Source organism: Streptomyces minutiscleroticus, from assembly GCF_014650875.1.
Lineage (GTDB): Bacteria > Actinomycetota > Actinomycetes > Streptomycetales > Streptomycetaceae > Streptomyces > Streptomyces minutiscleroticus.
In genome coordinates, this window is the sequence record NZ_BMVU01000022.1 from 75,169 (window position 1) to 100,615 (window position 25,447).

22 protein-coding genes are annotated in these 25,447 nt (G+C 74.5%); 10 read left to right on the plus strand and 12 right to left on the minus strand.

Features of this window, described 5'->3' with window-relative positions:
- The first annotated feature begins 139 nt into the window (after positions 1 to 139).
- Both IE271_RS21635 and IE271_RS21640 read left to right on the plus strand, forming a co-directional pair.
- Complete coding sequence (locus IE271_RS21635) at positions 140 to 745, plus strand: sulfite oxidase-like oxidoreductase (protein WP_190192031.1); 606 nt, start codon at positions 140 to 142, stop codon at positions 743 to 745.
- Positions 738 to 1,511, plus strand: a complete 774-nt coding sequence (locus IE271_RS21640; RefSeq protein ID WP_190192032.1) for a ferredoxin reductase — start codon at positions 738 to 740, stop codon at positions 1,509 to 1,511. The genes IE271_RS21635 and IE271_RS21640 overlap by 8 nt, the downstream gene beginning before the upstream one ends.
- A gap of 93 nt (positions 1,512 to 1,604) precedes the next feature.
- Here the strand turns inward: IE271_RS21640 and IE271_RS21645 are convergent, their stop codons facing one another.
- Positions 1,605 to 1,949, minus strand: coding sequence for a helix-turn-helix transcriptional regulator (locus tag IE271_RS21645; protein WP_190192033.1), 345 nt, complete (start codon positions 1,947 to 1,949; stop codon positions 1,605 to 1,607).
- Positions 1,950 to 2,057: 108 nt separating this feature from the next.
- On the opposite strand from IE271_RS21645, the gene IE271_RS21650 reads away from it, so the two are divergent.
- Complete coding sequence (locus IE271_RS21650; RefSeq protein ID WP_190192034.1) at positions 2,058 to 2,459, plus strand: STAS domain-containing protein; 402 nt, start codon at positions 2,058 to 2,060, stop codon at positions 2,457 to 2,459.
- Positions 2,460 to 2,545: 86 nt separating this feature from the next.
- On the opposite strand, the gene IE271_RS21655 is transcribed toward IE271_RS21650, so the two are convergent.
- Both IE271_RS21655 and IE271_RS21660 read right to left on the minus strand, forming a co-directional pair.
- Positions 2,546 to 2,989 carry an SPW repeat domain-containing protein gene (locus IE271_RS21655; RefSeq protein WP_190192035.1) on the minus strand — a complete coding sequence of 148 codons (444 nt, stop codon included), beginning with the start codon at positions 2,987 to 2,989 and terminating at the stop codon, positions 2,546 to 2,548.
- A 184-nt stretch (positions 2,990 to 3,173) separates the two neighbouring features.
- Positions 3,174 to 3,353, minus strand: coding sequence for a hypothetical protein (locus tag IE271_RS21660; protein WP_190192036.1), 180 nt, complete (start codon positions 3,351 to 3,353; stop codon positions 3,174 to 3,176).
- Positions 3,354 to 4,026: 673 nt separating this feature from the next.
- Here IE271_RS21660 and IE271_RS21670 point away from each other — a divergent pair.
- Both IE271_RS21670 and IE271_RS21675 read left to right on the plus strand, forming a co-directional pair.
- Positions 4,027 to 5,127, plus strand: coding sequence for a carboxylate-amine ligase (locus IE271_RS21670; RefSeq protein ID WP_190192037.1), 1,101 nt, complete (start codon positions 4,027 to 4,029; stop codon positions 5,125 to 5,127).
- A gap of 220 nt (positions 5,128 to 5,347) precedes the next feature.
- Positions 5,348 to 7,723: an ATP-binding cassette domain-containing protein gene (locus tag IE271_RS21675; RefSeq protein WP_190192038.1), complete on the plus strand. Its 2,376-nt coding sequence runs from the start codon at positions 5,348 to 5,350 to the stop codon at positions 7,721 to 7,723.
- 37 nt (positions 7,724 to 7,760) lie between these two features.
- On the opposite strand, the gene IE271_RS21680 is transcribed toward IE271_RS21675, so the two are convergent.
- Positions 7,761 to 8,300, minus strand: coding sequence for a hypothetical protein (locus tag IE271_RS21680; RefSeq protein WP_190192039.1), 540 nt, complete (start codon positions 8,298 to 8,300; stop codon positions 7,761 to 7,763).
- A gap of 273 nt (positions 8,301 to 8,573) precedes the next feature.
- On the opposite strand from IE271_RS21680, the gene IE271_RS21685 reads away from it, so the two are divergent.
- Positions 8,574 to 9,824, plus strand: coding sequence for a cytochrome P450 (locus tag IE271_RS21685; RefSeq protein WP_190192040.1), 1,251 nt, complete (start codon positions 8,574 to 8,576; stop codon positions 9,822 to 9,824).
- Positions 9,825 to 10,012: 188 nt separating this feature from the next.
- Positions 10,013 to 11,239, plus strand: a complete 1,227-nt coding sequence (locus tag IE271_RS21690; RefSeq protein ID WP_190192041.1) for a cytochrome P450 — start codon at positions 10,013 to 10,015, stop codon at positions 11,237 to 11,239.
- A 123-nt stretch (positions 11,240 to 11,362) separates the two neighbouring features.
- Here the strand turns inward: IE271_RS21690 and IE271_RS21695 are convergent, their stop codons facing one another.
- The 5 genes from IE271_RS21695 to IE271_RS21715 all read right to left on the minus strand — a co-directional run bounded on the left by IE271_RS21695 (position 11,363) and on the right by IE271_RS21715 (position 15,965).
- A complete protein-coding gene (locus tag IE271_RS21695) occupies positions 11,363 to 12,628 on the minus strand; it encodes a cytochrome P450 (protein ID WP_190192042.1) in 1,266 nt (421 codons plus the stop codon).
- A complete protein-coding gene (locus IE271_RS21700; protein ID WP_190192043.1) occupies positions 12,625 to 13,239 on the minus strand; it encodes a GTP-binding protein in 615 nt (204 codons plus the stop codon). Before IE271_RS21700 ends, IE271_RS21695 begins: the two co-directional genes overlap by 4 nt.
- Positions 13,220 to 13,576 (minus strand): DUF742 domain-containing protein, encoded by a 357-nt coding sequence (locus IE271_RS21705; RefSeq protein ID WP_190192044.1) that lies wholly within the window; start codon positions 13,574 to 13,576, stop codon positions 13,220 to 13,222. The genes IE271_RS21700 and IE271_RS21705 overlap by 20 nt, the downstream gene beginning before the upstream one ends.
- Complete coding sequence (locus IE271_RS21710; RefSeq protein WP_190192045.1) at positions 13,573 to 13,992, minus strand: roadblock/LC7 domain-containing protein; 420 nt, start codon at positions 13,990 to 13,992, stop codon at positions 13,573 to 13,575. The genes IE271_RS21705 and IE271_RS21710 overlap by 4 nt, the downstream gene beginning before the upstream one ends.
- Positions 13,993 to 14,117: 125 nt before the next feature.
- Positions 14,118 to 15,965, minus strand: coding sequence for a sensor histidine kinase (locus IE271_RS21715; protein WP_190192046.1), 1,848 nt, complete (start codon positions 15,963 to 15,965; stop codon positions 14,118 to 14,120).
- A 612-nt stretch (positions 15,966 to 16,577) separates the two neighbouring features.
- Here IE271_RS21715 and fdh point away from each other — a divergent pair.
- The 3 genes from fdh to nrfD are packed head-to-tail and all read left to right on the plus strand — an operon-like array spanning position 16,578 to position 21,972.
- A complete protein-coding gene (fdh, locus tag IE271_RS21725) occupies positions 16,578 to 19,874 on the plus strand; it encodes a formate dehydrogenase (RefSeq protein WP_229919474.1) in 3,297 nt (1,098 codons plus the stop codon).
- On the plus strand, positions 19,871 to 20,890 hold the full coding sequence (locus tag IE271_RS21730) for a 4Fe-4S dicluster domain-containing protein (RefSeq protein WP_190192048.1): 1,020 nt from the start codon (positions 19,871 to 19,873) through the stop codon (positions 20,888 to 20,890). The genes fdh and IE271_RS21730 overlap by 4 nt, the downstream gene beginning before the upstream one ends.
- The gene (gene nrfD, locus IE271_RS21735; protein ID WP_190192049.1) at positions 20,887 to 21,972 is read left to right on the plus strand and encodes an NrfD/PsrC family molybdoenzyme membrane anchor subunit; all 1,086 of its coding nucleotides are present in this window, start codon (positions 20,887 to 20,889) and stop codon (positions 21,970 to 21,972) included. The genes IE271_RS21730 and nrfD overlap by 4 nt, the downstream gene beginning before the upstream one ends.
- Positions 21,973 to 22,011: 39 nt before the next feature.
- Here the strand turns inward: nrfD and IE271_RS21740 are convergent, their stop codons facing one another.
- From IE271_RS21740 to IE271_RS21750, 3 genes are read right to left on the minus strand one after another with little or no spacing between them, the layout of a single operon-like run.
- Positions 22,012 to 23,274, minus strand: a complete 1,263-nt coding sequence (locus tag IE271_RS21740) for a ferritin-like domain-containing protein (protein ID WP_229919475.1) — start codon at positions 23,272 to 23,274, stop codon at positions 22,012 to 22,014.
- Positions 23,271 to 24,122: a phosphate/phosphite/phosphonate ABC transporter substrate-binding protein gene (locus IE271_RS21745; protein ID WP_190192050.1), complete on the minus strand. Its 852-nt coding sequence runs from the start codon at positions 24,120 to 24,122 to the stop codon at positions 23,271 to 23,273. Before IE271_RS21745 ends, IE271_RS21740 begins: the two co-directional genes overlap by 4 nt.
- Complete coding sequence (locus IE271_RS21750; RefSeq protein WP_190192051.1) at positions 24,119 to 25,300, minus strand: acyl-CoA dehydrogenase family protein; 1,182 nt, start codon at positions 25,298 to 25,300, stop codon at positions 24,119 to 24,121. Before IE271_RS21750 ends, IE271_RS21745 begins: the two co-directional genes overlap by 4 nt.
- Positions 25,301 to 25,447: the final 147 nt, after the last annotated feature.

Here is a 25,447-nt window from a genome sequence, read left to right on the forward strand (position 1 = left end):
GGCGGCGGCCGACCCTGGTATCGGCACGTCACCGCAGGCCACCCGGTATCGGGGCGGCACACCCCGGCGCCGCGCGTACGGTTGAATGGGGGGACGGAACGAACGAACAGGCGCGGCTACGGAGGCAGGCACCACCCGCATGAACGTCACCCGAGGCTTCACCGGACGTCCTCGCGTCGCCGACCCCGGGCTGCCGCCCGGCCAGTACGACGCGCGCGACGACTGGCCCGTGCTCTCCGCCGAGGTCACACCGGACCTGGCCGCCGCCGACTGGACCTTCCGCGTCGACGGACTGGTCGCCGAGCCCCGCACCTGGACCTGGCAGCAGGCGCACGAGCTGCCCGCGTCGGCGTACGAGGGCGACATCCACTGCGTCACCGGCTGGTCGAAGTTCGGGGTGCGGTTCGCCGGCGTGTCCCTGGACGCCTTCCTGGACGCGGTGCGCCCCCTGCCGTCCGCCACGCACGTCGTCGCCTACGCGCACACCGGCTACACCGCGAACCTCCCGCTCGCGGACGTGACCGGCGGGCGCGCCTGGATCGCCTGGGAGTACGACGGGCGGCCGCTCGCCCCCGAGCACGGCGGCCCGGCCCGGCTGGTGGTGCCGCACCTGTACTTCTGGAAGAGCGCCAAGTGGATCGCGGGCCTGCGCCTCCTCGACCACGACGAGCCGGGCTTCTGGGAGCAGAACGGCTACCACGCCCGCGGCAACCCCTGGGAGGAGCAGAGGTACTCCGGTGACTGAGACCACCGTCGCCGGGACGGCCTTCGTACCGCCCACGCGCTTCGCCGTGCCCGGGCGGATCGCGGTGGACGACCGGGCGGCGGCGGTGTGGCAGACGGCCACACTGACCGAGATCCGCCGGGAGACCCCGCGCGCCGCCACCTTCCGCTTCGCCGTGCCCGCCTGGGCGGGGCACCTGCCCGGCCAGCACCTGCTGCTGCGGCTGACCGCCGCGGACGGCTACACGGCCCAGCGCCACTACTCGATCGCGTCCGCGCCCGACGACTCCGGCCACATCGAGCTGACCCTCGACCACGTCGAGGGCGGCGAGGTCTCCGGCTGGTTCCACTCCGAGGCCCGGGTCGGCGACCGGGTCGAGCTGCGCGGCCCGCTGAGCGGTTTCTTCGCCTGGCCCGGCGACCGGCCCGCCCTGCTGCTCGGCGCCGGTTCCGGCGTCGTGCCGCTGATGTCGATGGTGCGCCACCACCGGGCGCGCGGCCTGACCGTGCCGCTGCGGCTGCTGGTGTCCGCCCGCAGCCCTGAAGAGCTGATCTACGCGCGGGAGTACGGTGCGGAGACCACGCCCGTCTTCACCCGGAGCGCTCCGCACGGTGTGTCCGTGGGGCGGATGACGGCCGCGCACCTGGCGCCGCTGGTGGCCGAGCGGCCGAAGGGCGGCTGGGAGGCGTTCGTCTGCGGTTCCAACGCCTTCGCCGAGCACGCGTCGAGGCTGCTCGTGGCGGCGGGGCAGCCGGTGGACCGCATCCGCATCGAACGCTTCGGCTGACGGCCGCACGGGCCGGGGACGCGGACCGGAGGGGCCGGCGTACGTCACGTACGCCGGCCCCTCCGGCCGTCCTGCGTGTTCCGCGCCGCGCGCCTACGCGTGTGCGCCCTCCGGCTCGGCCACCTGCTTGCCGCGGTCGGCCTCGTCCTGGACCAGGAGCGAGAGCAGGGAGGCCACGGAGAGGCCCGCTTCGGCGGGGTGCCGCAGGACCTTCCCCGGGACGATGCTGTAGACGTTCGTACGCCCCTCCCGGGTGCGGGAGAGGTAGCCGTCCTGCTCCAGGTCGGAGATGATCCGCTGGACGGCGCGCTCGGTGAGGCGGCAGTGGGCGGCGATGTCGCGGATGCGCACGTTCGGGTCGTCGGCGACGGCGGCCAGTACGCGGGCGTGGTTGGTGACGAACGTCCAACCGCTGTGGGGTTCGGGCACTCCTTCCATGAGTGTGATCCTAGCGACCCCGCCTCGGCAGGTCGAAATACATGACATATTTTTCGTGTAACTTCTGACGTGTCACCGAGGGGGCCGAGCCGCGAGGAGGGCGTGCGAGTGTCTTGGGGAGAGGCCGCCGTGCCGGAGCAGGTGTGCGCGGCGCGGCCCGCCGGACCGGTCGACCTGGCCGCGGACCTGCCCTACCCGCTGACCGCCGACTGCCGGCCCGACGGGGACAGAACGGCCGTCGTGCTGCGCGGCGAGATCGACCGGCAGGCCCAGGAGGCGGTGGGCCGCTCGCTCCACGACGCCCTCCGCCGCTCCCGGCGGGGAGTGGACCTGGATCTCGGCGGCATCTCCTTCATCGACTGCTCCGGCCTGAACGTCCTGCTCGACCTGCGCCGGCGGGCGCTGCGGGACGGCAAGACGGTGGTGGTCCGGACCGCCGGGCCGGCCGTCGTACGGCTCCTGTCCCTGGCGGGGGCGCTCACACTCTTCGGCCAGGACGCCGGTACGTGACCGGTGCCGGTCACGTACCGGCGTCCTGGCCCGGCCCCGTGGGCGCACACCGGCCGCCGTCCGGGGCGCGCCCGGACGGTGTCCGTCTAGCGCGCCGAGGCCCCGTCGCCGTCCTGGTGGCGCCTGATGCGCCACAGCATCAGGAGCGAGACGGCCGAGAGCAGGACGTAGAGGCTGCCGACGGTGACGTCGACGATCGGCGCGCCGTCGAAGACGACGGTGTCCTGCAGGGCGATGGCCCAGGGCGAGACGGCCAGCCACACCCCGGACAGGAGCACCAGCACATCGTGCCAGACGGCGGGTTCGCGCCCGAAGCGGTCGATGACGACCAGCAGGACACCGATGCCGAGGAAGACCTCGTTGCGGTGGATGTCCTTGGCCTGGTCGGGGGAGCCGCCCGTGAGCCAGGGCGACACCAGCAGCACGACGGTGGCCAGCACCAGGAGCAGCCCGATGATCTCCTTGCGCGCCGCCCGGCGCAGCACCGCCGGGTCGGGGCGGGCCCTGGTGACCGCGGATGAGTGGGCCATGTGTGTCATGACGGTCGTCTCCTGTCGTACACCGGGGCCGGAGGGAGGGGCGGGCGTCCCGACGTGGCGCTGCCGGGAGCCCGGGCGGACGGTGCGGCGCGGTCCGCGCGACCGCGCCGCCGGCGGCCGGTGGGACGCCGCCCGGCCCCGTACGGGGCGGCGTCCCACGGGCCCGCCGGGGCCGTCACTGCTCGGTGTCGTCCTCGGTGGCGTTCTCCGGGTCCGACCCGCTGACGCCTCCCTTGTCGTCGGTGCCGGGCGCGGCCCGGTGCCGGTTCTTCCGCTCCTCCTCCGGGTGGACGTCCTTCTCGCCGGTGACCTGCTCCAGCGGATGGGACAGGTTTTCGTCGTGCTGCCCGGCCATGTCGGCTCCTTTCGAGGTCGTGCGTGCCGAGTCCCCAGGACGACCGTGTCCGAAAGCTGGAAAATCCCGACTTTTCCGTCGTCCGGGCCGCGCCGGCCGCACGGCCGGTCCCCGAGGGTGCGTCCTCGTCGGCCCGCGCCCGCGGCGGGTGGGGCGGGCGCGGTGCGTGCGCCGAGCGCGCCGCGCGGTATGACGTGCCGTCCCGGGAGACATGACGCACGCTGGGTACCCGGCTTCCGCCAGGGGCGCACCGCATCCCCCGCCCCCTGGCACGATATGTCCCGGGGCGGGTGGCCCCGCCCCGGGACACCGCAGGAGGTGCCACCGATGGACCGCTCTCGTGCCCCTGTTCCGGAGGCGTTGCAGGAGTTCCGGCGGCCGGGGGACGTCGTCCACGGGTCGCCGGGCCGCAAGCGGGGCCGCGGGGCCGACCCGCGCGTGACGGAGGCCGCCGCCCCCGGGCCGGGCACGATCAGGGTCGTCGCATGAGGGCCGTGGAGGGGGCGCCGGTCGCCGCCGCGCCCCGGCGCCACAGGCCGTGGCCACCGGCCGCCGACGCCGGTGACCGTACGACGGACCGCAGTCGTACGACGGTACGCAGCCGTACGACGGACCGCGGTCGCGCCGCTGCCCGTGACCGTGCCACCGTCCGCTCCGGGAGAACGGCGCTGTCATGGGGCTGATCACCATGGGGGTGGAGGAGGAGTACCTTCTGCTGGACACCGGGACGGGACTTCCTGTGCCCAAGGCCGACCAGGTGCTGGCCACCGCCGGCCTGCTCTCGATGACCGACGAGCAGGAGGTGCAGCCGGAGCTGATCCAGCCGCAGATCGAGGTCGCCACCCCGGTGTGCACGGAACTCGACGAGGTCGGCGGCCACCTGCTGCGCCTGCGCCACGCGGTGAGCGAGGCGGCCGCACGCCACGGCTGCCACGTGGCGGCCTGCGGCACACCGTGGCACACGGGAGCGGCGCCGCCCGCGGTGACGAGCGCCCCGCGCTATCAGGCCATGCGCACCCAGGCCCCGCAACTGGTGGCCGAGCAGCTGATCAACGGCATGCACGTGCACGTCGGCATACCGGACCCCGAGACCGGCGTGGGCGTCCTGAACCGCATCCGGCTGTGGCTGCCCGTCCTGGTGGCGATGTCGGTGAACTCGCCCTTCTGGGCGGGGCACGACACCGGGTTCGCGAGCTGGCGCACCGTGGTGTTCGGGCGCTGGCCGGTGAGCGGGCCCCCGCCGTACTTCCGCGACCACACCGAGTACGAGGAGCGTCTGGAGCGGCTGCGGTCCTGCGGGGCGATCCTGGACACCGGCCAGATCTACTGGCAGGCACGCCTGTCGCACCACTATCCCACCGTCGAGGTGCGCTGCTTCGACGTACAGCCCGGGGCGGCCGACGCGGTCCTGCTCGCCGGCGTCGTGCGGGCGCTCGTGGCCACCGCCATCGGGGACGTCAAGGACGGCGTCCCCGTGCCGGACGCGCCGCCCGAGCTGCTGCAGGCGGCCACCTGGCACGCCGCCCGGTACGGGCTGAGCGCGTCGCTCGTGGACGGCGAGGGCCGGCGGCAGGCCGCCGGCGACATGGTGGCGCGGCTCATGGACCACATCGCCCCCGCCCTCGACGCGGCCGGCGACAGCCGCGAGATCACGGCGCTCGTCCACCGGCTGCTGCGCGACGGGGCACCGGCGGACCGCCAGCGCGAGGCCCTGGCGCGCGGGGGCGTGCGGGCGCTCACGGAGATGGTCCTCGTCGAGAGCCCGGCCAGCTGACGCCCGGGAACCCGGGGGCTCGTCGCACCGGAGCCCCCGGTGCACGGCGACGGCGCCCTCCCGGCCCGATGGGGACCGGGGCCGTCACCGCCCGGCAGGACCGCAGCCTCCGGCAGAACCGTGCTCTCCGGCAGGACCGTGGCCTCCGGCAGGACGCACGGTGCACGTGACACAGTGTTCCGAAGACCCACCGTTCACCTCTCCGTCCGGAGTTCCCGTCATGCACAGCCCCCACGATCCGTACGTCCGCGTCCGCGGTGCCCGCGAGCACAATCTCCAGGGTGTGGACGTGGACATCCCGCGGGACGTGCTGGCGGTGTTCACGGGCGTGTCGGGGTCGGGCAAGTCGTCGCTGGCGTTCGGCACGGTCTACGCCGAGGCGCAGCGCCGGTACTTCGAGTCGGTGGCGCCGTACGCCCGCCGGCTGATCCACCAGGTGGGCGCGCCGAAGGTCGGGGAGATCACCGGGCTGCCGCCCGCCGTCCCGCTCCAGCAGCGCCGTGCGGCACCGACCTCCCGCTCGTCCGTGGGCACGGTCACGAACCTCTCCAACTCCCTGCGGATGCTGTTCTCGCGGGCCGGCGCCTACCCGCCGGGCGCCGCGCGCCTGGACTCCGACGCCTTCTCCCCGCACACGGCGGCCGGGGCGTGCCCCGAGTGCCACGGCCTGGGCCGGGTGCACCGTACGAGCGAGGAACTGCTGGTTCCCGACCCGGGGCTGTCCGTCAGGGAGGGCGCGATCGCCGCCTGGCCGGGCGCCTGGCAGGGCAAGAACCTGCGGGACGTCCTCGACGCGCTGGGGTACGACGTGGACCGGCCGTGGCGCGAGCTGCCCGCCGCACAGCGGGAGTGGATCCTGTTCACGGACGAGCAGCCGGTGGTGACGGTGCATCCGGTGCGCGACGCCGACCGGATCCAGCGGCCGTACCAGGGCACGTACATGAGCGCCCGGCGGTATGTGATGAAGACGTTCGCGGACTCGAGGAGCCCCGCCCTCAGAGCCAGGGCGGAGCGCTTCCTGACCAGCGAGTCCTGCCCGGTGTGCGGCGGCGGCGGACTGCGCCCCGAGGCGCTGGCGGTGACCTTCGCGGGCCGTACGATCGCCGAGCTGGCGGCGCTGCCGCTCACGGAACTGGCCGGCGTCCTGAACGGTGCGGACGACACCTCCGAGGCCGCGCGGGCCCTCATCGGCGACCTCGTCTCCCGTATCGCCCCGGTCGTCGAACTCGGCCTCGGCCACCTCGGCCTGGACCGCGCCGCGCCCACCCTCTCGGCGGGCGAGCTGCAGCGCCTGCGGCTCGCCACGCAGCTGCGCTCCGGGCTGTTCGGAGTGGTGTACGTCCTGGACGAGCCGTCCGCGGGGCTGCACCCGGCAGACACGGAGGCCCTGCTCACCCTGCTGGGACGGCTGAAAGCGGCGGGCAACTCGGTGTTCGTCGTGGAGCACCGCCTCGACGTCGTCCGCGGCGCCGACTGGCTCGTGGAGGTCGGTCCGGGCGCGGGCGAGCACGGCGGGCGGGTGCTGCACAGCGGCCCCGTCGAGGACCTCGCGAAGGTCTCCGGGTCCGCCACGGCCCGCTTCCTCTTCGACCGCCCGCCCGCGCCCGTGCGCTCCGCCCGCGCCTTCCGCGACCGGCTGAAGGTGGGACCGGTGTCCCGGCACAACCTGCGCGGGGTGACGGCCGAGTTCCCGCTCGGCGCCTTCACCGCGGTCACCGGTGTGTCGGGGTCGGGGAAGTCCACCCTCATCGGCGAGATCACCGAGGACCTGGAGGGCGTGGGACGCCTCGTCTCGGTGGACCAGAAGCCCATCGGGCGCACCCCGCGCTCCAACCTGGCCACCTACACCGGCCTCTTCGACGCCGTGCGGAAGGTGTTCGCGGCCACCGACGCGGCGCGCGAACGCGGTCACGGCGTCGGGCGCTTCTCCTTCAACGTGGCGGGCGGCCGGTGCGAGACCTGCCAGGGCGAGGGGTTCGTCAGCGTGGAGCTGCTGTTCCTGCCCAGCACGTACGCGCCCTGCCCGGAGTGCGGCGGGGCCCGCTACAACGCCGCGACGCTGGAGGTGACGTACCGGGGGAGGAACATCGCGCAGGTCCTCGACCTGACGGTGGAGGCCGCGGCGGAGTTCTTCGCCGACACCCCGGCCGTGGCCCGGAGTCTGGACACCCTCCTCGACGTGGGCCTCGGCTATCTGCGCCTGGGCCAGCCCGCGACGGAGCTGTCGGGCGGCGAGGCGCAGCGCATCAAGCTCGCGAGCGAACTGCAGCGCGGCCGCCGCGGTCACACCCTCTACCTCCTGGACGAACCGACGACCGGCCTGCACCCGGCGGACGTCGAGGTGCTGACGCGGCAGCTGCACGGACTCGTCGACGCCGGGCACACCGTGGTCGTGGCCGAGCACGACATGGCGGTCGTCGCGGGCGCGGACTGGGTGATCGACCTGGGGCCCGGCGGTGGTGACGCGGGCGGCCGCGTCGTGGCGGCGGGCCCGCCGGCGGAGGTCGCCCGGACGGAGGGCAGCGCGACGGCACCGTACCTCGCGCGCGCCCTCCCACGGGACTGGGACCGGCGCCGGGGCACGCACCGGCCGTGACCGGAGTCCGGGTACGCGGGAGACGGGACCGGGGCACTCACCCTTGCGTCGCGTACCGCGCGGACCCCTCGCCGGCCGGCCGGAAGACCTTCTCGGCGTGCCGCAGGCGCAGCCGCTCCAGGGTGTCCGCCTGGCGGCCGGCCCGTTCGAGCAGGGAGTCGAGCCGTACCGGGTCGAGCCGCCCGTCGGTGCCGGCCAGCCGCCGCAGCATCCGCCAGCAGGCGGCCTTCCCCTCCACGACGAGGCGCAGCGCCTCCAGTTCGACCACCGTGGTGAGCGGTGAGCGCTGGACGATCCGGCCGTTGCTCTTGAGCCGGCCCGCCCGCTCCGCCAGCCGGCTCGCGAGGATCTTGTAGCGGCGTACGGGCACGTCCAGGCTCCGCATGAGCTGGAGCAGGCCCACCCGGTCCTCCGTGAACTCGCGGACGACCGGCCGCAGGGCCTCGGCGAGCGACGTGCCGCGCTCCGCCTCGGCGAGGCAGCGGGCCCGTTCGACGCCGAGCGCGCAGCCGGCGAGGTGGTCGTTGAGGTAGACGCCGAGCAGGTCCGTGTGGGCAGGGTGCTGTGTGTCGTCCATCGGGCCTCTCTTCGGGATCGGACGGTGTGCCGGACGGCGCCCGGCGGCTGCCGAGTACCCCCGGGGGCACGCTCACACCGGTTCCCGGCCGCCGCCCGGCCCCCGCGGCAGCGGCGCGCGGTGCGGAGGACGGCGACGGGCGGCGGTGCGCGCCGCGACGACGGCGGGCGGCGGTGCACGCCGTGACAGTGGTGGGCGGCGGTGCGTGCCGCGAAGGGCGGTGCGGAGGGGGGACCGGTGCGTGTGTGGGGCGAGCCGGGGAACCCGGCCGTCATGGACGTACGAACCCGCCCCCTGATCGACCGTTCCCTGGAGGCCCTGACGGAGGGGTACGCCTGGCTGCCCAACCGGATGCGCGAGAGCCCGGACCAGGTGGTGCGCACCCGTGTGCTCGGCCGGCCCGCCCTCGCCGTGCGCGGCCCCGAGGCGGTGTCGTTCTTCTACGACGAGAAGAACGTGCGCCGCCACGGTGCGATCCCCGAGCCCGTGCTGGGCACACTGTTCGGCCGTGAGGCGGTCCACACCCTGGACGGGCACGCGCACCGCGCGCGCAAGGAGCTGTTCCTGCCCCTGCTGGACGTCGGCCGGATCGCCGGTCTGGTCGAGCACGTCACCGACGAGTGGGACGAGGCGGTGGACTTCTGGAGCCGGCTCGGCCGGGTCGTGCTGTTCGACGCGGCGAGCGTGGTGCTCACCCGCGGCGTCTGCCGGTGGGCCGGGGTGCCGCTGACCGACGAGGAGGCGGAGCCGCTGGCCCGCGACCTGATCGCGATGGTCGACGGCTTCGCGACGCTCGGCCCGCGCCACTGGCGCGCCCGGCGGGCGCGCGGACGTCAGGAGGACCGGTTCGCCCGGCTGGTGGAGCGGGTGCGCTCCGGCGAGGTGACCGTCCCCGAGGGCTCCGTGCTGGATCTGGTGGCCCGCCACCGCGACGAGCCGGACGGCCCGCTGGACCCGAAGACGGCCGCGGTCGAACTGCTCAACGTCATCCGCCCCACCGTCGCCGTCAGCTGGTTCGTCGCGTTCACCGCGCACGCGCTGCACCGGTGGCCGGAGACGCGCGAGCGGCTCCAGGCCGACGACAGCGCCTACGTCGCCGCGTTCGCGCACGAGGTCCGCCGCTTCTACCCCTTCGCCCCCTTCCTGGGCGGCCGGGCCGTCCGTGACCTGAGCTGGCACGGCGCCTCCGTGCCCGAGGGCGGACTGGTGCTCCTCGACGTCTTCGGGCAGCACCACGACGAGAAGCTGTGGGGCGACCCGTACGCCTTCCGCCCGTCCCGGTTCCTGGAGCGGCCGGTCCGGCCCGACGAGCTGATCCCGCAGGGCGGCGCCGAGGCGCGCTCGCAGCACCGGTGCCCGGGGGAGGGCCTCACCATCGGACTGCTGGAAGCCCTCGCCACCCACCTGGCGCGCCTGGAGTACGACGTCCCGGAGCAGGACCTCTCCATCCCGCTGCACCGCATCCCCGCGCGCCCGCGCAGCGGCTTCGTCGTCACCGATGTCCGGAAGCCGCCCGTCCACTGACGCGGCCCCGTGAAGGAGCCCTCGGACGGCGACCGAGGGCTCCGGGGAGCGAACCGGTGCCACCGGCCCCACGGGCGCCCGGTGGCACCGCCGCCCCACCGCCCCCTTGTGACGTACCGCGTCCGTCCGCGACGCTGAGGGTGACCGCGCCGACAGGACGTACCCCACGTACACAAGGAGCTGGCTCGATGTCCGCACTCCAGGAGATACCCGACATCCTCTCGGCCGAGTTCGCCGCGGACCCCTACCCCGCCTACCGCGCGATGCGGGAGAAGGAGCCCCTCATCTGGCACGAGGCGACCCGCAGTTACCTCGTCTCCCGCTACGAGGACGTCGAGCGCATCTTCAAGGACAGGCAGTCCGAGTTCACGACCGACAACTACGACTGGCAGCTCGAACCCGTGCACGGCAGGACGATCCTGCAGATGAGCGGCCGTGAGCACGCGGTGCGGCGCGCGCTGGTCGCGCCCGCGTTCCGGGGCGGCGACCTGCGGGAGAAGTTCATGCCGGTCATCGAGCGCAACTCGCGCGAACTCATCGACGCCTTCCGGCACTCCGGCTCCGCCGACATCGTCACCGACTACGCGACCCGCTTCCCGGTCGACGTCATCGCCGACATGCTGGGCCTGGACAAGGCCGACCACGACCGCTTCCACGGCTGGTACACGGCGGTCATCGCCTTCCTCGGCAACCTCTCCGGCGACCCGGAGGTGACCGCGGCCGGCGAACGCACCCGCGTTGAATTCGCCGAGTACATGCTCCCGATCATCCGCGAACGGCGGGAGCACCTCGGCGACGACCTGCTCTCCACGCTGTGCGCCGCCGAGGTGGACGGCGTGCGGATGAGCGACGAGGACATCAAGGCGTTCTGCAGCCTGCTGCTCGCGGCAGGCGGGGAGACGACCGACAAGGCGATCGCCGGCATCCTCGCCAACCTGCTGCTCCACCCGGACCAGCTGGCGGCCGTGCGGGAGGACCGGAGCCTGATATCCGCGGCCTTCGCCGAGACCCTCCGGTACACCCCTCCGGTGCACATGATCATGCGTCAGGCGGCCACCGACGTGACGGTCTCCGGCGGCACCATTCCGGCGGGCGCCACGGTGACGTGCCTGATCGGCGCCGCCAACCGGGACGAGGACCGCTACCGCGACCCGGACCGCTTCGACATCTTCCGCGAGGATCTCAGCACGACGTCCGCGTTCTCCGCCGCCGCCGACCACCTCGCCTTCGCGCTCGGCCGGCACTTCTGCGTCGGCGCGCTGCTGGCCAGGGCGGAGGTCGAGACGGGGCTGAACCAGCTCCTGGACGCGATGCCGGACATGCGCCTCGCCGACGGCTTCGACCCGGTCGAGCAGGGCGTGTTCACCCGCGGCCCGCAGTCGCTGCCGGTGCGCTTCACCCCGGTCGCCGCCTGACCCGCGCCACCCGCACCCCGCACGTCCTCGCACCGTCCGCCGGACCGGGACCCCGAGCGCCGGGACTCCGCGCACCGGGACCGTACGCGTCGGGACTCCGCGTACCGGGCTCCGGCCGGCGGACTACTGCACCACGGGTGTGAACAGCACGGGAAGCGACGTCAGACCGCGCATCCAGACCGACGGACGCCAGGTCAGCTCCTCCGGCTCCACCGCGAGGACGAGGTCGGGCAACCGTTCGAGGAGCGTCTCCACCGCGGTGCGCGCCATCACGTCGGCGAGCAGCGGCGCCGGGTAGGGACAGCGGTGCTCGCCGTTGCTGAACGACAGGTGCGCGGAGTTCTCGGCGCCGACGTGCGCCTCGGGCCAGATCTGCGGGTCGGTGTTGGCCGCCGCGAGACCGAGGACCACGCAGTCGCCGGCGCGGATCAGCCGACCGCCGAGCTGGGTGTCGCGCACCGCCCAGCGGCCGATGAAGTTCTGCGTCGGCGTGTCCAGCCACAGAACCTCGTTCAGCGCCTCGCCGACGCTGAGCCGGCCGCCGGAGACGTCGACCGCGAAGCGCTCGTCGGTGAGGAGCAGCCGCAGGGTGTTGCAGATCCAGTTGGCGGTGGGCTGCTGGGCGGCCGCGATCACGGAGATCAGGTCCTGCACGATCTCCTCGTCGTCGAGCCCGGCCGGGTGCAGGACCATCCGCGAGGTGACGTCCGCACCCGGCCGCTCCCGCTTCTCCTTCACCAGCTGCCGGATGCGCTCGCCGACCCGCGCGTACGCCGCCACCGGGTCGTCCCCCTCGGCCGCGTCGAGCGAGATCCGCAGGTCGTCCACGAGCCGCCGGGTGTCGGGGCCGCCCTGCGGCATGCCGCACATCCACAGCACGGCGCGGGCCGGGAGGACGTGCGCGTAGGCGCCCATCAGCTCGGCCCGGCCGCTTCCCGCGAAGGAGGTGATGAGCTGCCCGGCGATCCGCCGGCACTCGCGGGCCAGCTCGAACTGGTCCACGCCGTCCAGCGCCTGCGTGATCACCCCGGACCGGCGCCGGTGCTCGTCCCCCTCGGCGAACAGCACCGACGGCTGGTGGCCGACGTACGGCAGCAGGGGCCAGTCGGGCCCGATGGCCGGCCACTGGTTCCAGCGCCGGGAGTCCCGCGCGAACAGCTCGTCGTGGCCGGTCACGTAGCACAGCTCGGAGTAGCCGAGGACGAGCCAGGCGGGGATGTCGCCGTCGAGCAGCACCGGCGCCACCGCGCCGTGCTCCCGGCGCAGGTCGCGGTAGAGCCGGGCGGGCGTCTGCCGGTACTCCAGGCCGGCCAGGCGCACCGCGCCCGCGTGCGCGGGGCAGCCGGGCGAAGGGGCCGCGGGGGCGGAAGGCGATCCGGTGTCGCTCATGGTGTCCTCTCCTGTGCCAGGGCCATGTCGTAGAGGTGGTCCACGAGGGTGATCAGTACGTGCTTGACCGAGGACCTCACCCGGGCGTCGCAGTCGATCATCGGTACGTGCTCGGGCAGCGCGAGGGCCTGCCGGATCTCGTCGAGCGAGTGCCGGCCCCCGCCGTCGAACCGGTTGACGGCCACCACGAACGGCGTCCCGTGGTGCTCAAGGCGGTCTATGGCGTACCAGGAGTCGTCCATGCGGCGGGTGTCGACGAGGACGACCGCGCCCAGCGTCCCGGAGAACAGCCGGTCCCACAGGAACCAGAAGCGCTCCTGGCCGGGGGCGCCGAACAGGTAGAGCACCATGCGCTCGGTGAGGCTGATGCGGCCGAAGTCGAAGGCCACGGTGGTCGTGGTCTTCTCCTGCACACCGGTCGTCTCGTCGATGCCGACGCCGGCCTGCGTCATCACCTCCTCGGTGTTCAGCGGCCGGATCTCGCTGACGGAGCGGACCATGGTCGTCTTGCCGACCCCGAAGCCGCCCACGACGACGATCTTCAGACCGGTCTCGGCGGCGTCGGCCAGCGGCGTGCGCCGCGCGGGCAGCTCAGAGGTTGCGGAGCCCATGGAGCACCTCCTGGAGCAGGGCGGTATCGGGGAGGGCGGCGACGGACCCGGCCGCGCGGGGGTGGCGGACGGTGATCCGTCCCGTGGCGTGCAGGTCGCCGAGGAGGATGCGGACGACCGTGATCGGCAGCCTCAGCTCCGCGGAGATCTCGACCAGGGCCGTGGGGTGCCGGCAGATCTCCAGGATCCGGACGTGCTCCGACTGCGTCCCGGCGGCGGGCTCGCACTCGCTGACCACCAGGGTGACCAGGTCGAACGTGTCGTCGGCGTGGCTGCGGCCGCCGGTGACCGTGTAGAGCCGGTCGGGGGCGCCGGTGTCCACGGGCTTGCGGATCATGACGAGGCGCTCCGGGCGGCGGGGGTGCGGGGCGCGGCCCTCAGGTGGTCGCCGATCTGCTCGACCAGCTCGGTCATCTGGTGGCCCACGACGCCGGGGTCGGCGTTCTCGTCGGCGAGGACCGCGAGGTGCGCGCCCTGGCCGGCCTCCACGATGAACAGCAGGCCGCCGTGGAACTCGGTCATGGAGTGCCGTACGCCGCCGGTTCCGTCGCCGAACTCCATGGACGCGCCCTGGGCGAGGGCCTGGATGCCGGAACAGATGGCCGCCAGCTGGTCCGCCCGGTCGAGCGTGAGGTGCTCCGTCCAGCACAGCTTCAGGCCGTCCCGGGAGAGGACCAGGGCGTGACGTGTGCCCGGGGTGCGCTCCAGCAGGTTCTGCAGGAGCCAGGTGAGGCTGTTGTCGGTGGTCTGCATGGTGGGTGGGCCGGACGTGACCGGTCGTCGGTCACCCGGCCCCGTCCTCCAATCCAGCGAATCGGTGGGGGCTTGGGTGTCGGTGCCTGGGGCCGGACCGGGCCGGGCCCGGCGGGGGAGGGCGGTCAGAGGGGCCGGCCGCCGGCCCCGGTCCCCTCCGCACCGGCGCCGGACGTGCCGCCGCCCGTGCCGGTGCCGGACGTGCCGGTGCCGGATGTGCCGTCCGCGGCCGTGCCGCCGGTGCTCCCGGCCAGCCGGCCGCGGTGGAAGGCGCCGAACCGGGATCCGGCGGTGCGCGCCGGGTCCGTGCCGGTGCGCCGGTCGTGGTCCGCCCCGGCCGCCTCGGACCTCGCCCGGCGCTGCTGCTCGCGCTCGGCGTCGGCCATGGTGCGGCCGGGCGCGCGGACCGGCAGGCCGTTGAGCGTGGCGCCGGCGGGACGGCGCGGCGCCGTGCGCTCGGCCCGCTCGGGCAGGCCGGCCCGGACCGGCCCGTCCGGCCGTGCCGCCGGCTCGGGGGACGGTACCGCGGCCTCCTCGGGAGACGGCACCGCGGCCTCCTCGGCGGCGGGGACCGGCGCGGGAGGCGCCGCGGCGGGCCCGTGCGTGCGCTGGTAGGGAGCCGCGTCGCGCTGCTGGGCGACCAGCTGCTGGGGCAGCAGCACCACGACGCCGGTGCCGCCGTGCGAGGAGGGCCGGTAGTTGACGCTGACGCCGTACTTGAGGGCGAGGCGTCCGACGACCGCGAGGCCGAGCCGGGTGCCCTGCAGCGAGGCCAGGTCGGTGACCCGGCCGGCCACCGCCTCCTCGGCCCGCCGCATGGCCGCGTCGGCCATCTTCAGACCGCTGTCCTCGATGGTGACGACGATGCCGGCGCTGCGCTCCTCCGCGTACACGTGGACCTCGTCGATCGGCGGCGAGAAGTTCGCGGCGTTGTCCATGAGTTCCGCCAGCAGGTGCATCACGCCCTCGGCGGCGAACCCGGCGATGGCGGCCCGGCTGGAGCAGTGCAGGCGCACCCGCCGGTAGGCGGCGATGCGGCCGACGGCGCCGCGCAGGACGCTCTCCATCACGATCGGCTTGTTCCAGGCGCGGCTGGAGCGGCCGCCCATGAGCAGGGCCAGGCGGTCGGTCATGAGGCCGAGCTGCGAGGTGCTGTGGTCCAGGCGCAGCAGGTCGCCGAAGACCTCCTCGCCGTGCCGGTCCTGCATCTCCCGCAGGTCGGCGAGCATGCCCACGGTCTTCGCCTGCACCCGGCCCAGGGCCTTGGCCGAGGCGGCCTGCGCGGCGGCGGAGCGGCGCTCGCTGTGGGCCAGTTCGCGGACGAACGATTCGGCGGGCAGGCGCAGGAGGGGGGTGTGCGGCCAGTCGAACCCGGCGAGGACGGTGTCCGCCGAACTCCCCTCGCGCAGCGCGGCCACCGCGGCGGGCAGCGTCTTCTCGACGAGCCGGTCGAGTTCGTCGCCTGCCCGCGCCAGTTCGCGGCGCACGTCCCGCAGTTCGCCCTCGCACCGCGCGGCCCGCCGCTCCGCCTCGTCGACGGCGGTGACGAACGCGTGCAGCACCTGGCGCAGCTGGGGGTCGGCCGGCGCGGCGGTGCCCTCCAGGACCTCGTCCGCGTCCGCCCCGTCCCGCAGCCGCTTGGCGGCGGCCGGCAGCGTGACGTTCACCAGGTGGGCCGCCTCGCCTCCCTGCCGGGCCAACCGCTGCCTGACCGCCAGGAGTTCGCCGCCGCGCGCGGCTGCGGAGTGCCGCGCGCGCCGGACCAGGAGCCAGGCGGTGCCGAGGGCGGCGGCGAGGCACACCCAGGCGACGAGCGCCGTCGTCAGCGCCCAGGCGCGGGCCGGCGCGGGCGCCGCCGCGGCCGTCACGCCCACGGCCGCGGCGGTGACCGGCGCCAGCGTCAGGAGCGCGGCCGACGCGGAGCGCGGTCCCTTCACGGACCGGTGCTGACTGGGGTGGGCAGGCACTGGCATTCCGCGATTCCTCGGTCCGGGGGAGCAGGGGGAAAAGACAGGTGAAAAGGCCTCCGCACCCCGTACAAGGGGTCGCTTAAAGGAGGTCGGTCCCCCGTTTCGGCCATGGATTTCATGCTAGTCATCGTGCCGAATACGGGGAGCGAAGAAAGTGTCCGGCCCACTCAAGAATGAATTTCGCGAAGAAGTTTCCGTGTGAACGCAGAGGCGTGATAGAGGGCTTCGTCATACACCGGGTGTGTTGCGCACCGATCGTCGGTCCCCGTCCTGCGCGTTCCGGCCCCCGTGGCTCGATCCGTTCGGCCGGACCGCTCGAACGGCGGAGAAGAACGGTCCGTCGCGAGAGCCTCCCCGACGGAGCCGTGCCGCTGTACGGGCCCGTCCGGCGGCCTCGCCCCGCCGCGGCCGCTTCACCGGAAAGCGTGACGCGCCCGCGCGTGTCCCCGCCCCACCGTCTTCCCGCCCCACCGTCTTCCCGCCCCACTGTCTCTCCGCCTCTCCGTCCCGTCGTCTCCCCGTCCCGCCCTCCGCGGCGGACGTCCCGACTTGCGGACCGCGGGCCGGCGCGTACAGTCCCAAACAGTGGACGCCGCCCCACGAAGGAGCAGGTGGATGGGCGTGAAGCGCTGGCTCGACGCATGGCCGGTGTACCGGCAGCTGACCGGGACGGACCCCCTCGGACGGGGCAAGGCGGCCCAGTCCGCGCGCTCGGCGGCCCTGACTCCCCGGACGGACACCGCCGACCGGGTCGCGGACTCGGTCTGCCCCTTCTGCGCGGTGGGCTGCGCCCAGCGCGTCTACGTCAAGGACGAGAAGGTCGTCCAGATCGAGGGCAACCCGGACAGCCCGATCTCACGCGGCCGGCTGTGCCCGAAGGGATCGGCCAGCAAGCAGCTCGTCACCGGCCCGCAGCGCGAGCACAAGGTGCGCTACCGGCCGCCCTACGCCACCGAGTGGCAGGACCTGGACCTCGACACGGCCGTGGACATGGTCGTCGACCGGGTGCTGGACGCGCGGCGCAAAGGCTGGCAGGACACCGACGAGTCGGGCAGGAAGCTCCGGCGCACCATGGGGATCGCCAGCCTCGGCGGGGCCACGCTGGACAACGAAGAGAATTATCTGATCAAGAAATTGTTCACGGCCCTGGGCGCGTTGCAGGTCGAGAACCAGGCCCGTATTTGACACTCCGCCACGGTTCCCGGTCTGGGAGCCTCGTTCGGGCGCGGCGGCGCCACCGACTACCAGCAGGACCTGGTCAACGCCGAGTGCATCGTCATCATGGGCTCGAACATGGCCGAGGCCCATCCGGTCGGGTTCCAGTGGGTGATGGAGGCCAAGGCGCGCGGTGCCCGGGTCATCCACATCGACCCGCGCTTCACCCGCACCAGCGCGCTGGCCGACCAGCACGTGACGCTGCGGGCGGGCACCGACATCGCCTTCCTCGGCGGCGTGATCCACCACATCCTCTCCCACGACCTGGACTTCCGTGAGTACGTGCGGGCGTACACCAACGCCTCGTTCCTGCTGAGCGAGGACTTCCGGGACACCGAGGACCTGGACGGGCTGTTCAGCGGCTACGACCCGCACACCGCCTCGTACGACTCCTCCAGCTGGGCCTACGAGAGCGTGCAGCAGGAGGAGGGACGGCCGGGCGACCGGGAGAAGGAGCACTCCGCGCCCTTCAAGCACGGCGCGAGCGGCCCGGCCGTCGCGGGCGGCGCCGGCGAGATCGCGTGCGACCCCGACCTGGAGCACCCGCGCTGTGTGTTCCAGGTGCTCAAGCGGCACTTCTCGCGCTACACACCCGAGATGGTGGAGCGGATCTGCGGCGTGCCGCAGGAGGCGTTCCTGGAGGTGTGCCGCGCCTGGACGGCCAACTCCGGCCGCGAGCGCACCACCGCGCTGGTCTACAGCGTCGGCTGGACCCAGCACTCCGTGGGCGCCCAGTACATCCGGGCCGGGGCCATCGTCCAGCTGCTGCTGGGCAACATCGGCCGTCCCGGCGGCGGCATCTACGCGCTGCGCGGGCACGCCAGCATCCAGGGCTCCACCGACATCCCCACCCTGTACAACCTGCTGCCCGGCTACCTGCCCATGCCGGACGTCACCCACGACGGCCTGGCCGCCTACCTGGAGTCCGTCGCGCCCCGCCACGAGAAGGGCTTCTGGGGGCACGCCGACGCCTACACCGTCTCGCTGCTCAAGGAGTACTGGGGCGAGGCGGCGACCGCGGAGAACGACTACTGCTTCGACCACATGCCGCGCATCAACGGCGACCACGGCACCTACCGCACCGTGATGGACATGGTCGAGGGCGACAAGGTCTTCGGCTACTTCGTCCTCGGCCAGAACCCCGCGGTCGGCTCGGCCCACGGCCGCCTCCAGCGGCTGGGCATGGCCAACCTCGACTGGGTGGTCGTCCGCGACCTCACCATGATCGAGAGCGCCACGTTCTGGAAGGACGCGCCCGAGATCGAGACCGGGGAGATCGTCACCGAGCGCTGCCGCACGGAGGTGTTCTTCTTCCCCGCCGCCTCGCACGTGGAGAAGTCCGGCACCTTCACCCAGACCCAGCGCATGCTCCAGTGGCGCGACCAGGCCGTCGAGCCGCCCGGCGACGCCCGCTCGGAGCTGTGGTTCTTCTACCACCTCGGCCGCAAGCTGAAGGAGCGACTGGCCGGTTCCACCGACGAACGCGACCGCCCGCTGCTCGACCTCGCCTGGGACTACCGGGTGGAGGGCGACGAACCGGACGCCGCCGACGTGCTGCGCCGCATCAACGGCGTCGACCTGACCACCGGCCGCGCCGTCGACGGCTACACCGAGCTCAAGGCCGACGGCAGCACCGCCTGCGGCTGCTGGATCTACAGCGGCGTCTACGCCGACGAGGTCAACCAGGCCCGGCGCCGCAAGCCCCGCTTCGAGCAGGGACCGTACGACGCCGAGTGGGGCTGGACCTGGCCGCTGAACCGGCGTGTGCTCTACAACCGCGCCTCGGCCGACCCCGAGGGGCGGCCCTGGAGCGAGCGCAAGGCCCTGGTCTGGTGGGACGAGGACAAGGGCGAGTGGACCGGGCACGACATCCCGGACTTCGAGAAGGACAAGCCGCCCTCCTACCGGCCCCCCGAGGGGGCGTCGGGACCCGAAGGGCTGCGCGGCGACGACGCGTTCATCATGATGAGCGACGGCAAGGCGTGGCTGTTCGCCCCGTCCGGCCTGCTGGACGGCCCGCTGCCCACCCACTACGAGCCGCACGAGTCGCCCGCGCGCAACCTCCTGTACGGCCAGCAGGGCAGCCCGGTGCGCAAGGTGTACGGGCGCGCCGACAACCCGTCCAACCCCTCCCCGCCCGAGGCGCACGGCGAGGTCTTCCCCTACGTGTTCACCGCCTCGCGGCTCACCGAGCACCACACCGCGGGCGGCATGAGCCGGCAGCTGCCGTACCTCTCGGAGCTCCAGCCGGAGCTGACCGTGGAGGTGTCGCCGGAGCTGGCGGCCGAGCGCGGCCTGGTCCACCTGGACTGGGCCCACGTGATCACCAGCAGGTCCGCGGTGGACGCCCGGGTGCTCGTCACCGACCGGATGGCGCCGCTGCGCGTCGACGGCCGCACGGTCCACCAGGTCTGGATGCCCTACCACTGGGGGCACACCGGCCTCGTCAGCGGCGACGTGGTCAACGACCTGATCGGCGTGGTCGCCGACCCCAACGTCCTCATCCAGGAGAGCAAGGTGCTGACCTGCGACGTGAGGCCCGGACGCCGGCCGCGCGGCCCGGCCCTCCTGGAGTACGTCCGGGAGTACCGCGAGCGCGCCGGCATCACACCGCGCACCGGCACCCGCATCGCGACGGCCGGCGACGACCCCGGGCCGCCCCACATGGAACCGGGCCCACCGGAGGAGTCCCCATGACGAACGAGCACAGCCTCCACGGGCCGCTGGAGGACCCCGCCGCCGACGCCGGCCACGTCGGCCACCCGCCCCGGGTGGGCTTCTTCACCGACACCTCCGTCTGCATCGGCTGCAAGGCCTGCGAGGTGGCCTGCAAGACGTGGAACGACGTGCCCGAGGACGGCCTCGACCTGCTGGGCATGTCGTACGACAACACCGGCATGCTGGGCGCCTCCTCCTGGCGGCACGTCGCCTTCGTCGAGCAGGAGCGCCCGCTGGGCCGCCAGGACCCGGGCCTGGCCGCCCTGCCCACCGGCCCCTCCGTCACCGGCGTCCAGCAGGACGTGGTGGCCGAGGGGATGCGGCACGCCGAACGGGGCGGCGCCCAGCTGGGCACCGGACCGGTCGACGTGGGCTTCCCCTCCTTCGAGCTGCCCGGCGCGAGCACCGGAGCGGAGGGCCGTACCGACTTCCGCTGGCTGATGTCCTCCGACGTGTGCAAGCACTGCACGCACGCCGGCTGCCTCGACGTGTGCCCCACCGGGGCGCTGTTCCGCACCGAGTTCTCCACCGTGGTGGTGCAGCAGGACATCTGCAACGGCTGCGGCTACTGCGTGTCCGGCTGCCCGTACGGGGTGATCGACCGGCGGCCCGACGACGGCCGGGCCTGGAAGTGCACCCTGTGCTACGACCGGCTGCGCGGCGGCCTGGAACCGGCCTGCGCCAAGGCGTGCCCCACGGACTCCATCCAGTTCGGCCCGCTGGACGAACTGCGCGAGCGCGCCGACCGGCGCCTGGAGCAGCTGCACGGGGCGGGCGTGGCCGAGGCCCGGCTCTACGGCCGCGACCCCGAGGACGGCGTGGGCGGCGACGGCGCCTTCTTCCTCCTCCTGGACGAACCGGAGGTCTACGGACTGCCGCCCGACCCGGTCGTGCCCACCCGCGACCTGCCTCGGATGTGGAAGTACGCGGGCGTGGCCGCCTCGGCGCTGCTGGCCGCGGCCGCCGCCGTGTTCGTGGGCGGAGGGAAGCGATGAGCCAGGACGACGGGACCCTGCGGGAGCCGCGCAGCGACGCGGGCGCGACCGACTTCACGGCGCGCGTGTTCGCCTCGGGCCGGGGCGGCGACGACGGCGGACGCGAGCGGCCCGTCGTGCCGCGCGCGGAGTTCCGCTCCTACTACGGCCGGCCCGTGCTGAAGCCGCCGGTGTGGAACTGGAAGATCGCCGCGTACCTGTTCACCGGCGGCCTGTCGGCCGGCGCCGCCCTGCTCGCGGCCGGCGCCGACCTGACCGGGCGCCCCGTCCTGCGCCGGTGGAGCCGCACGGGCAGCTCCGCCGCCCTGATGGCCAGCATGTACCTGCTGGTCGCGGACCTGGGGCGGCCCGAGCGCTTCCACCACATGCTGCGGGTCGCCAAGCCGAGCTCCCCGATGTCCGTCGGCACCTGGATCCTGGTGGCCTACGGGCCCGGCAACGTCCTGGCGGCCGCGGCCGACGTGCTGCCCGCCCGGGTGCGCGCCACCCTGCCGGGGCGGCTGCTGCGCCTGGCCGCCCGCCCGGCCGGACTCGCCTCGGCCGCCCTCGCCCCCGCGGTCGCCTCCTACACGGCGGTGCTGCTCTCCCAGACCGCCGTGCCCGCCTGGCACGACGCCCACCGCCACCTGCCGCTGCTGTTCACCGGCTCCGCGGCGGCCAGCGGCGGCGGCCTCGGCATGCTGGTGGCGCCGGTGGCCGAGGCCGCCCCGGCGCGCCGGCTCGCCGCGGCCGGGGCGGCGGCGGAGATCCTCACGGCCCGGGCGATCGACCGGCGGCCCACCCTGGAGGCCGGGGCGTACACCACCGGGCGGGCCCACCGGCTGCGCAGGGCGTCGGAGTACCTCACGCTGGGCGGCGCGGTGGCCGCGGTGACCCTCGCGCGCCGCAGCCGGCCGGTCGCCGCCGCGGCCGGCCTGGCCCTGCTCGCGGGCAGCGCCCTGCAGCGCTTCGGCGTCTTCGAGGCGGGCGTGGCGTCCACGAGGGACCCCGCCTACGTCGTGGTGCCGCAGCGGGAGCGCCTGGAGCGGAGGAAGGCCGCGCAGGACGGGCACCCCGGGCCCGCCCGGCCCGACGGGACGTGACCCGGGGGCTCCGGCGCCGTCCGCCGGGACCCCCGCCCCTCACATGAAGTTGCGGGTGTGCAGGGCGGAGAGCTCGGCCGCCTCGTCGGCGGGGAACCCCAGCCGGACGAGGCGGCGCTGCCGCCCCTGGTCCATGTCCGCGAGGAGCCGCTGGACGCGGCGGTGCCCCCGGCCGACGGCGGCGGGCTCCCAGCTCCCGGCGGCCAGGACGACGAGCGCGTCCAGGACGTCCTGGTTGAGCCCGGCGGTGTCCCGCAGCACGTCGTGACGGCGCTCGACCGCGCCCCGCAGCCGGCCGCGCAGCCCCGGGTCCGCGGACGCCCGGTGCTCCAGGTGCGCCACCCCGAAGGCGACGTGGCGGGCCTCGTCCTGGTGGGCGAGGCGGGCCACCGCGCGGGTCACCGGGTCGGGCGCGTGGTGGTCCAGGAACGCCAGCAGGTTCAGGAAGCTGCCCTCGCCCAGGACGGAGAGCAGGAACGAGGCGAGCGCGAAGTCCGGTTCGGTGAGCAGGCTCGCGAGGGAGGCGCGCCCGCCGGCGGACGAGGTGCCCATCGCCGGCCGCCGCAGCAGGGCCCGCCGGGTGAACACCTCCACGTGCCGGGCCTCGTCCGCGGCCTGCACCGCCAGGAGCTGGACGACCTCCCGGAAGTGCGGGTGGACCCGGGTCAGCAGCCGCGCCGGCACGACCAGGGCCGCCTGTTCGTTCTCCACCAGGTACGTCATGACCTGCACCACCGCCTCCTCGATCGCGGGTGGCAGGTCGAAGGGCGCGTCCCAGGGCACCGCGGTGGCGGGGTCCCACTGGGCCGCGGCCGCGTGGGCGTACAGCCGGGGGGCGAGGTCGGCCCACACCAGGTCCCGCTCGGCCAGGTCGAAGCCCGGGGCCGGCGCCCCCTCCTCGACCAGGGCGCCCCGGGCGGCCAGCCCCCAGCCGGGGTCGGGCGACGCGACGATCCCGTCCGGCGAGGGACCCCCGGCCCGCGCCGCGCGCGCCCAGCGGTCGAGGCCGTCGGGGCCGCGGCGCACCACCGCCCGGACGGGACCGCCCGGTGCCCGGCCCGGGGCCCCGCAGCCGTCCGGGCCGTCCACGGGGCGCACCTGGTGCCCCTGGCCGCGGCACCACGCGGCCAGATGGACCGTCAGGGCCGGGTCCCGGCCGGTCACCGCGAGTTCCCGCCCGGGCCCCAGCCCGGTCAGCGCCCGCCGCACCAGCAGGTGCCCGCCCTGGTCGAAGGGGAGGTCCGCCAGGTCGCAGACGGTCCGCAGGCCGTGCGGGCCGTCCCGGTCGGGGCCCCCGCTCACGGCCGGTAGTCCTCGGCCGTCACACGGCCCGCCGCGTCGTAGAAGCCCGTCTCCTCGACCGCCGCCTCCAGGGCCGTGAAGCCCTTGGTGCGCCCCGGCAGCCAGGCGTTCAGGCCCTCCAGGTCGAACAGCCCTCTGACCTCGGGGTCGGCGGGGTCCATGCCGAGCAGCAGGTCGCCGAAGCGGTCGGTCAGCGACGCGGGCGCCGCGTCGTTGACGGCCATCACGCAGTGGTCGTACGGGGCGGTCGCGGCCAGGATCCGGGTGCTGCCGGCCGGCAGCGTGCCCTCCCGGCCGAACAGCAGGTGGCTGGCGTCCAGCAGGCAGGCGGCCGCCGCCTCGCCCGCCAGCAGCGCGCGGGCCGCGTCGCGTTCGCCGCCGACGTGGTCGCCGTGCAGGCCGACCCCGACGTCGTGGCGGCGCACCCGCACGTCCTCCCCGGGCACCAGCCCCTCGGCGCGCAGCAGCGACAGGGGGAGGAGGGTGGCCTGCGGCGAGTCGACGGCGCCGACGGCCACCGTGCCGCCCTTCAGGTCGTGCAGGTTGACGTACGGGGCGTCGGCGCGCACCGCGACCACCGAGCGCAGACCGCGGTCGGTGTCCCGCATGACCAGGGGCCGCAGGTGCGCGCTGCGGTCCGCCGCCAGGCGCCGGCAGCGGATCCAGGCGAGCGGGGAGTTCCAGGCCGCGTGGACACGCCCCTCGACCAGGTCCTGCGCCTGCCGCTCGTAGTGGGAGTACAGGACGAAGTCGAAGGGCAGGCCCCGCCGGGTCAGCCAGGAGCGGAAGCCCGTCCAGACGGTCACCACCTTGGGGTCGTAGGCGACGGCACCCATCAGCAGTGTCATGCGGTCCCCCCGAAGAGCGGCAGGCCCAGGCTGGCGCGGCCGGTGAAGTCGTACAGGGCCTGGGTGGTGGGCGCCATGACGCGGGCCGCGAGGGCGTCCCGGAAGCGGCGCTCGACGCCCAGGCCGCGGCGGAAGGCCGCACCGCCGCACAGCCGCATGACCCCGTCCGCGACCTCGGCCGCAGTCTCGGCCGCGACCGCCTTGACCTGCAGGACGCGCAGCATCGCGTCCTCCCGGCCGGTCTGCAGCGCGGCGAGCGTGTCGGCCAGGAACGTCCGCGCGGAGTCGGCACGCGTACGCAGCCGGGCGTAGGCGTCGCGCACCTGCGCCTGGTCCGCGAGGGTCTGGTCCAGGTGCCCGAGCCGGGCACGGGACAGATGGGCGCCCGCCTGCTCCAGGAGCGCCTCGCACAGGCCCAGGCAGAAGGCGGAGTTCAGCACCAGGAAGTGGGGGAGCGCGGTGGCCAGAGCGATGTCCATGCCCTGCGCGTCGGCGCCGAGCATCGCCGCGCGGGGCACGGTGACGGCCTCGGCGGTGACCGGGCTCGAGGCGTTGCCGCGCAGTCCGAAGCCGTCGAAGGCGCCCCTGACCGTCAGACCGGGCGCGTCCCCCGGGACCAGCCACAGCGTCATGGGGCCCTCGGCGGCCAGGGGGCGGCTGGACCACACGTAGCTGTCGGCGTGCCCGGCGGCGGTCACCCAGCTCTTCTCGGCGTCGAGGCGCACCAGCTCGCCGCCCTCCGCCGAGGCGGTCCCCAGCGGCGCCCAGAAGTGGCTGCGGGACCCGGCCTCGGAGAAGGCCAGCGTGGTCAGGTGCCGCCCCTGGGCGACGGCCCGCCGTACCTCCTCGCCGCCGTGCGCCTCGACCACGGCCGTCGCGGCGTAGTGCATGAGCACCACCATGGCCGTGGACGAACAGGTCCCGGCCAGCCGCTCGATCACGTGCGCGGCGGTGGCCAGTGACGCCCCCCGGCCCCCGGCCTCGGGGGAGCTGAGCAGCCCCAGCAGACCCGCGCGGCCCAGCGCCGCCACCCCCTCGGCAGGGAAGGCGCCGTCGCGGTCCACCGCGGCGGCCGCGGGGGCGACGGTGGACCCGATCACCCGGCTCAGGATCTCGTCGAGGTCCCCCGGCGGGCCGCCGGGGGACGGGACGGTGGTCGCGGGGGCGGTGGAGAGCATGGGCTGCCTGCCTAAGGGGTCGGGGAGGGCCTCGCTGAGGACCGCGGGCAACGCTAAGGGCCCCGTCCCGGCCGCCGGGGCGCTCCCGAGGATGTCCCGGGCCGGGTTCACCCGAAGGGACGCCCTCGGAAAGGTGCCCGCTGACCT

Coding starts and splice junctions, on each gene's coding strand:
- IE271_RS21745 (WP_190192050.1), bottom strand. CDS start 24,122: ATGACACTGCTGATGGGTGCCGTCGCCTACGACCCCAAGGTGGTGACC.
- IE271_RS21750 (WP_190192051.1), bottom strand. CDS start 25,300: ATGCTCTCCACCGCCCCCGCGACCACCGTCCCGTCCCCCGGCGGCCCG.
- IE271_RS21705 (WP_190192044.1), bottom strand. CDS start 13,576: ATGATCCGCAAGCCCGTGGACACCGGCGCCCCCGACCGGCTCTACACG.
- nrfD (WP_190192049.1), top strand. CDS start 20,887: ATGAGCCAGGACGACGGGACCCTGCGGGAGCCGCGCAGCGACGCGGGC.
- IE271_RS21645 (WP_190192033.1), bottom strand. CDS start 1,949: ATGGAAGGAGTGCCCGAACCCCACAGCGGTTGGACGTTCGTCACCAAC.
- IE271_RS21710 (WP_190192045.1), bottom strand. CDS start 13,992: ATGCAGACCACCGACAACAGCCTCACCTGGCTCCTGCAGAACCTGCTG.
- IE271_RS21685 (WP_190192040.1), top strand. CDS start 8,574: ATGGACGTACGAACCCGCCCCCTGATCGACCGTTCCCTGGAGGCCCTG.
- IE271_RS21655 (WP_190192035.1), bottom strand. CDS start 2,989: ATGGCCCACTCATCCGCGGTCACCAGGGCCCGCCCCGACCCGGCGGTG.
- IE271_RS21680 (WP_190192039.1), bottom strand. CDS start 8,300: ATGGACGACACACAGCACCCTGCCCACACGGACCTGCTCGGCGTCTAC.
- IE271_RS21730 (WP_190192048.1), top strand. CDS start 19,871: ATGACGAACGAGCACAGCCTCCACGGGCCGCTGGAGGACCCCGCCGCC.
- IE271_RS21695 (WP_190192042.1), bottom strand. CDS start 12,628: ATGAGCGACACCGGATCGCCTTCCGCCCCCGCGGCCCCTTCGCCCGGC.
- IE271_RS21675 (WP_190192038.1), top strand. CDS start 5,348: ATGCACAGCCCCCACGATCCGTACGTCCGCGTCCGCGGTGCCCGCGAG.
- IE271_RS21660 (WP_190192036.1), bottom strand. CDS start 3,353: ATGGCCGGGCAGCACGACGAAAACCTGTCCCATCCGCTGGAGCAGGTC.
- IE271_RS21635 (WP_190192031.1), top strand. CDS start 140: ATGAACGTCACCCGAGGCTTCACCGGACGTCCTCGCGTCGCCGACCCC.
- IE271_RS21700 (WP_190192043.1), bottom strand. CDS start 13,239: ATGGGCTCCGCAACCTCTGAGCTGCCCGCGCGGCGCACGCCGCTGGCC.
- IE271_RS21670 (WP_190192037.1), top strand. CDS start 4,027: ATGGGGCTGATCACCATGGGGGTGGAGGAGGAGTACCTTCTGCTGGAC.
- IE271_RS21690 (WP_190192041.1), top strand. CDS start 10,013: ATGTCCGCACTCCAGGAGATACCCGACATCCTCTCGGCCGAGTTCGCC.
- IE271_RS21715 (WP_190192046.1), bottom strand. CDS start 15,965: ATGCCAGTGCCTGCCCACCCCAGTCAGCACCGGTCCGTGAAGGGACCG.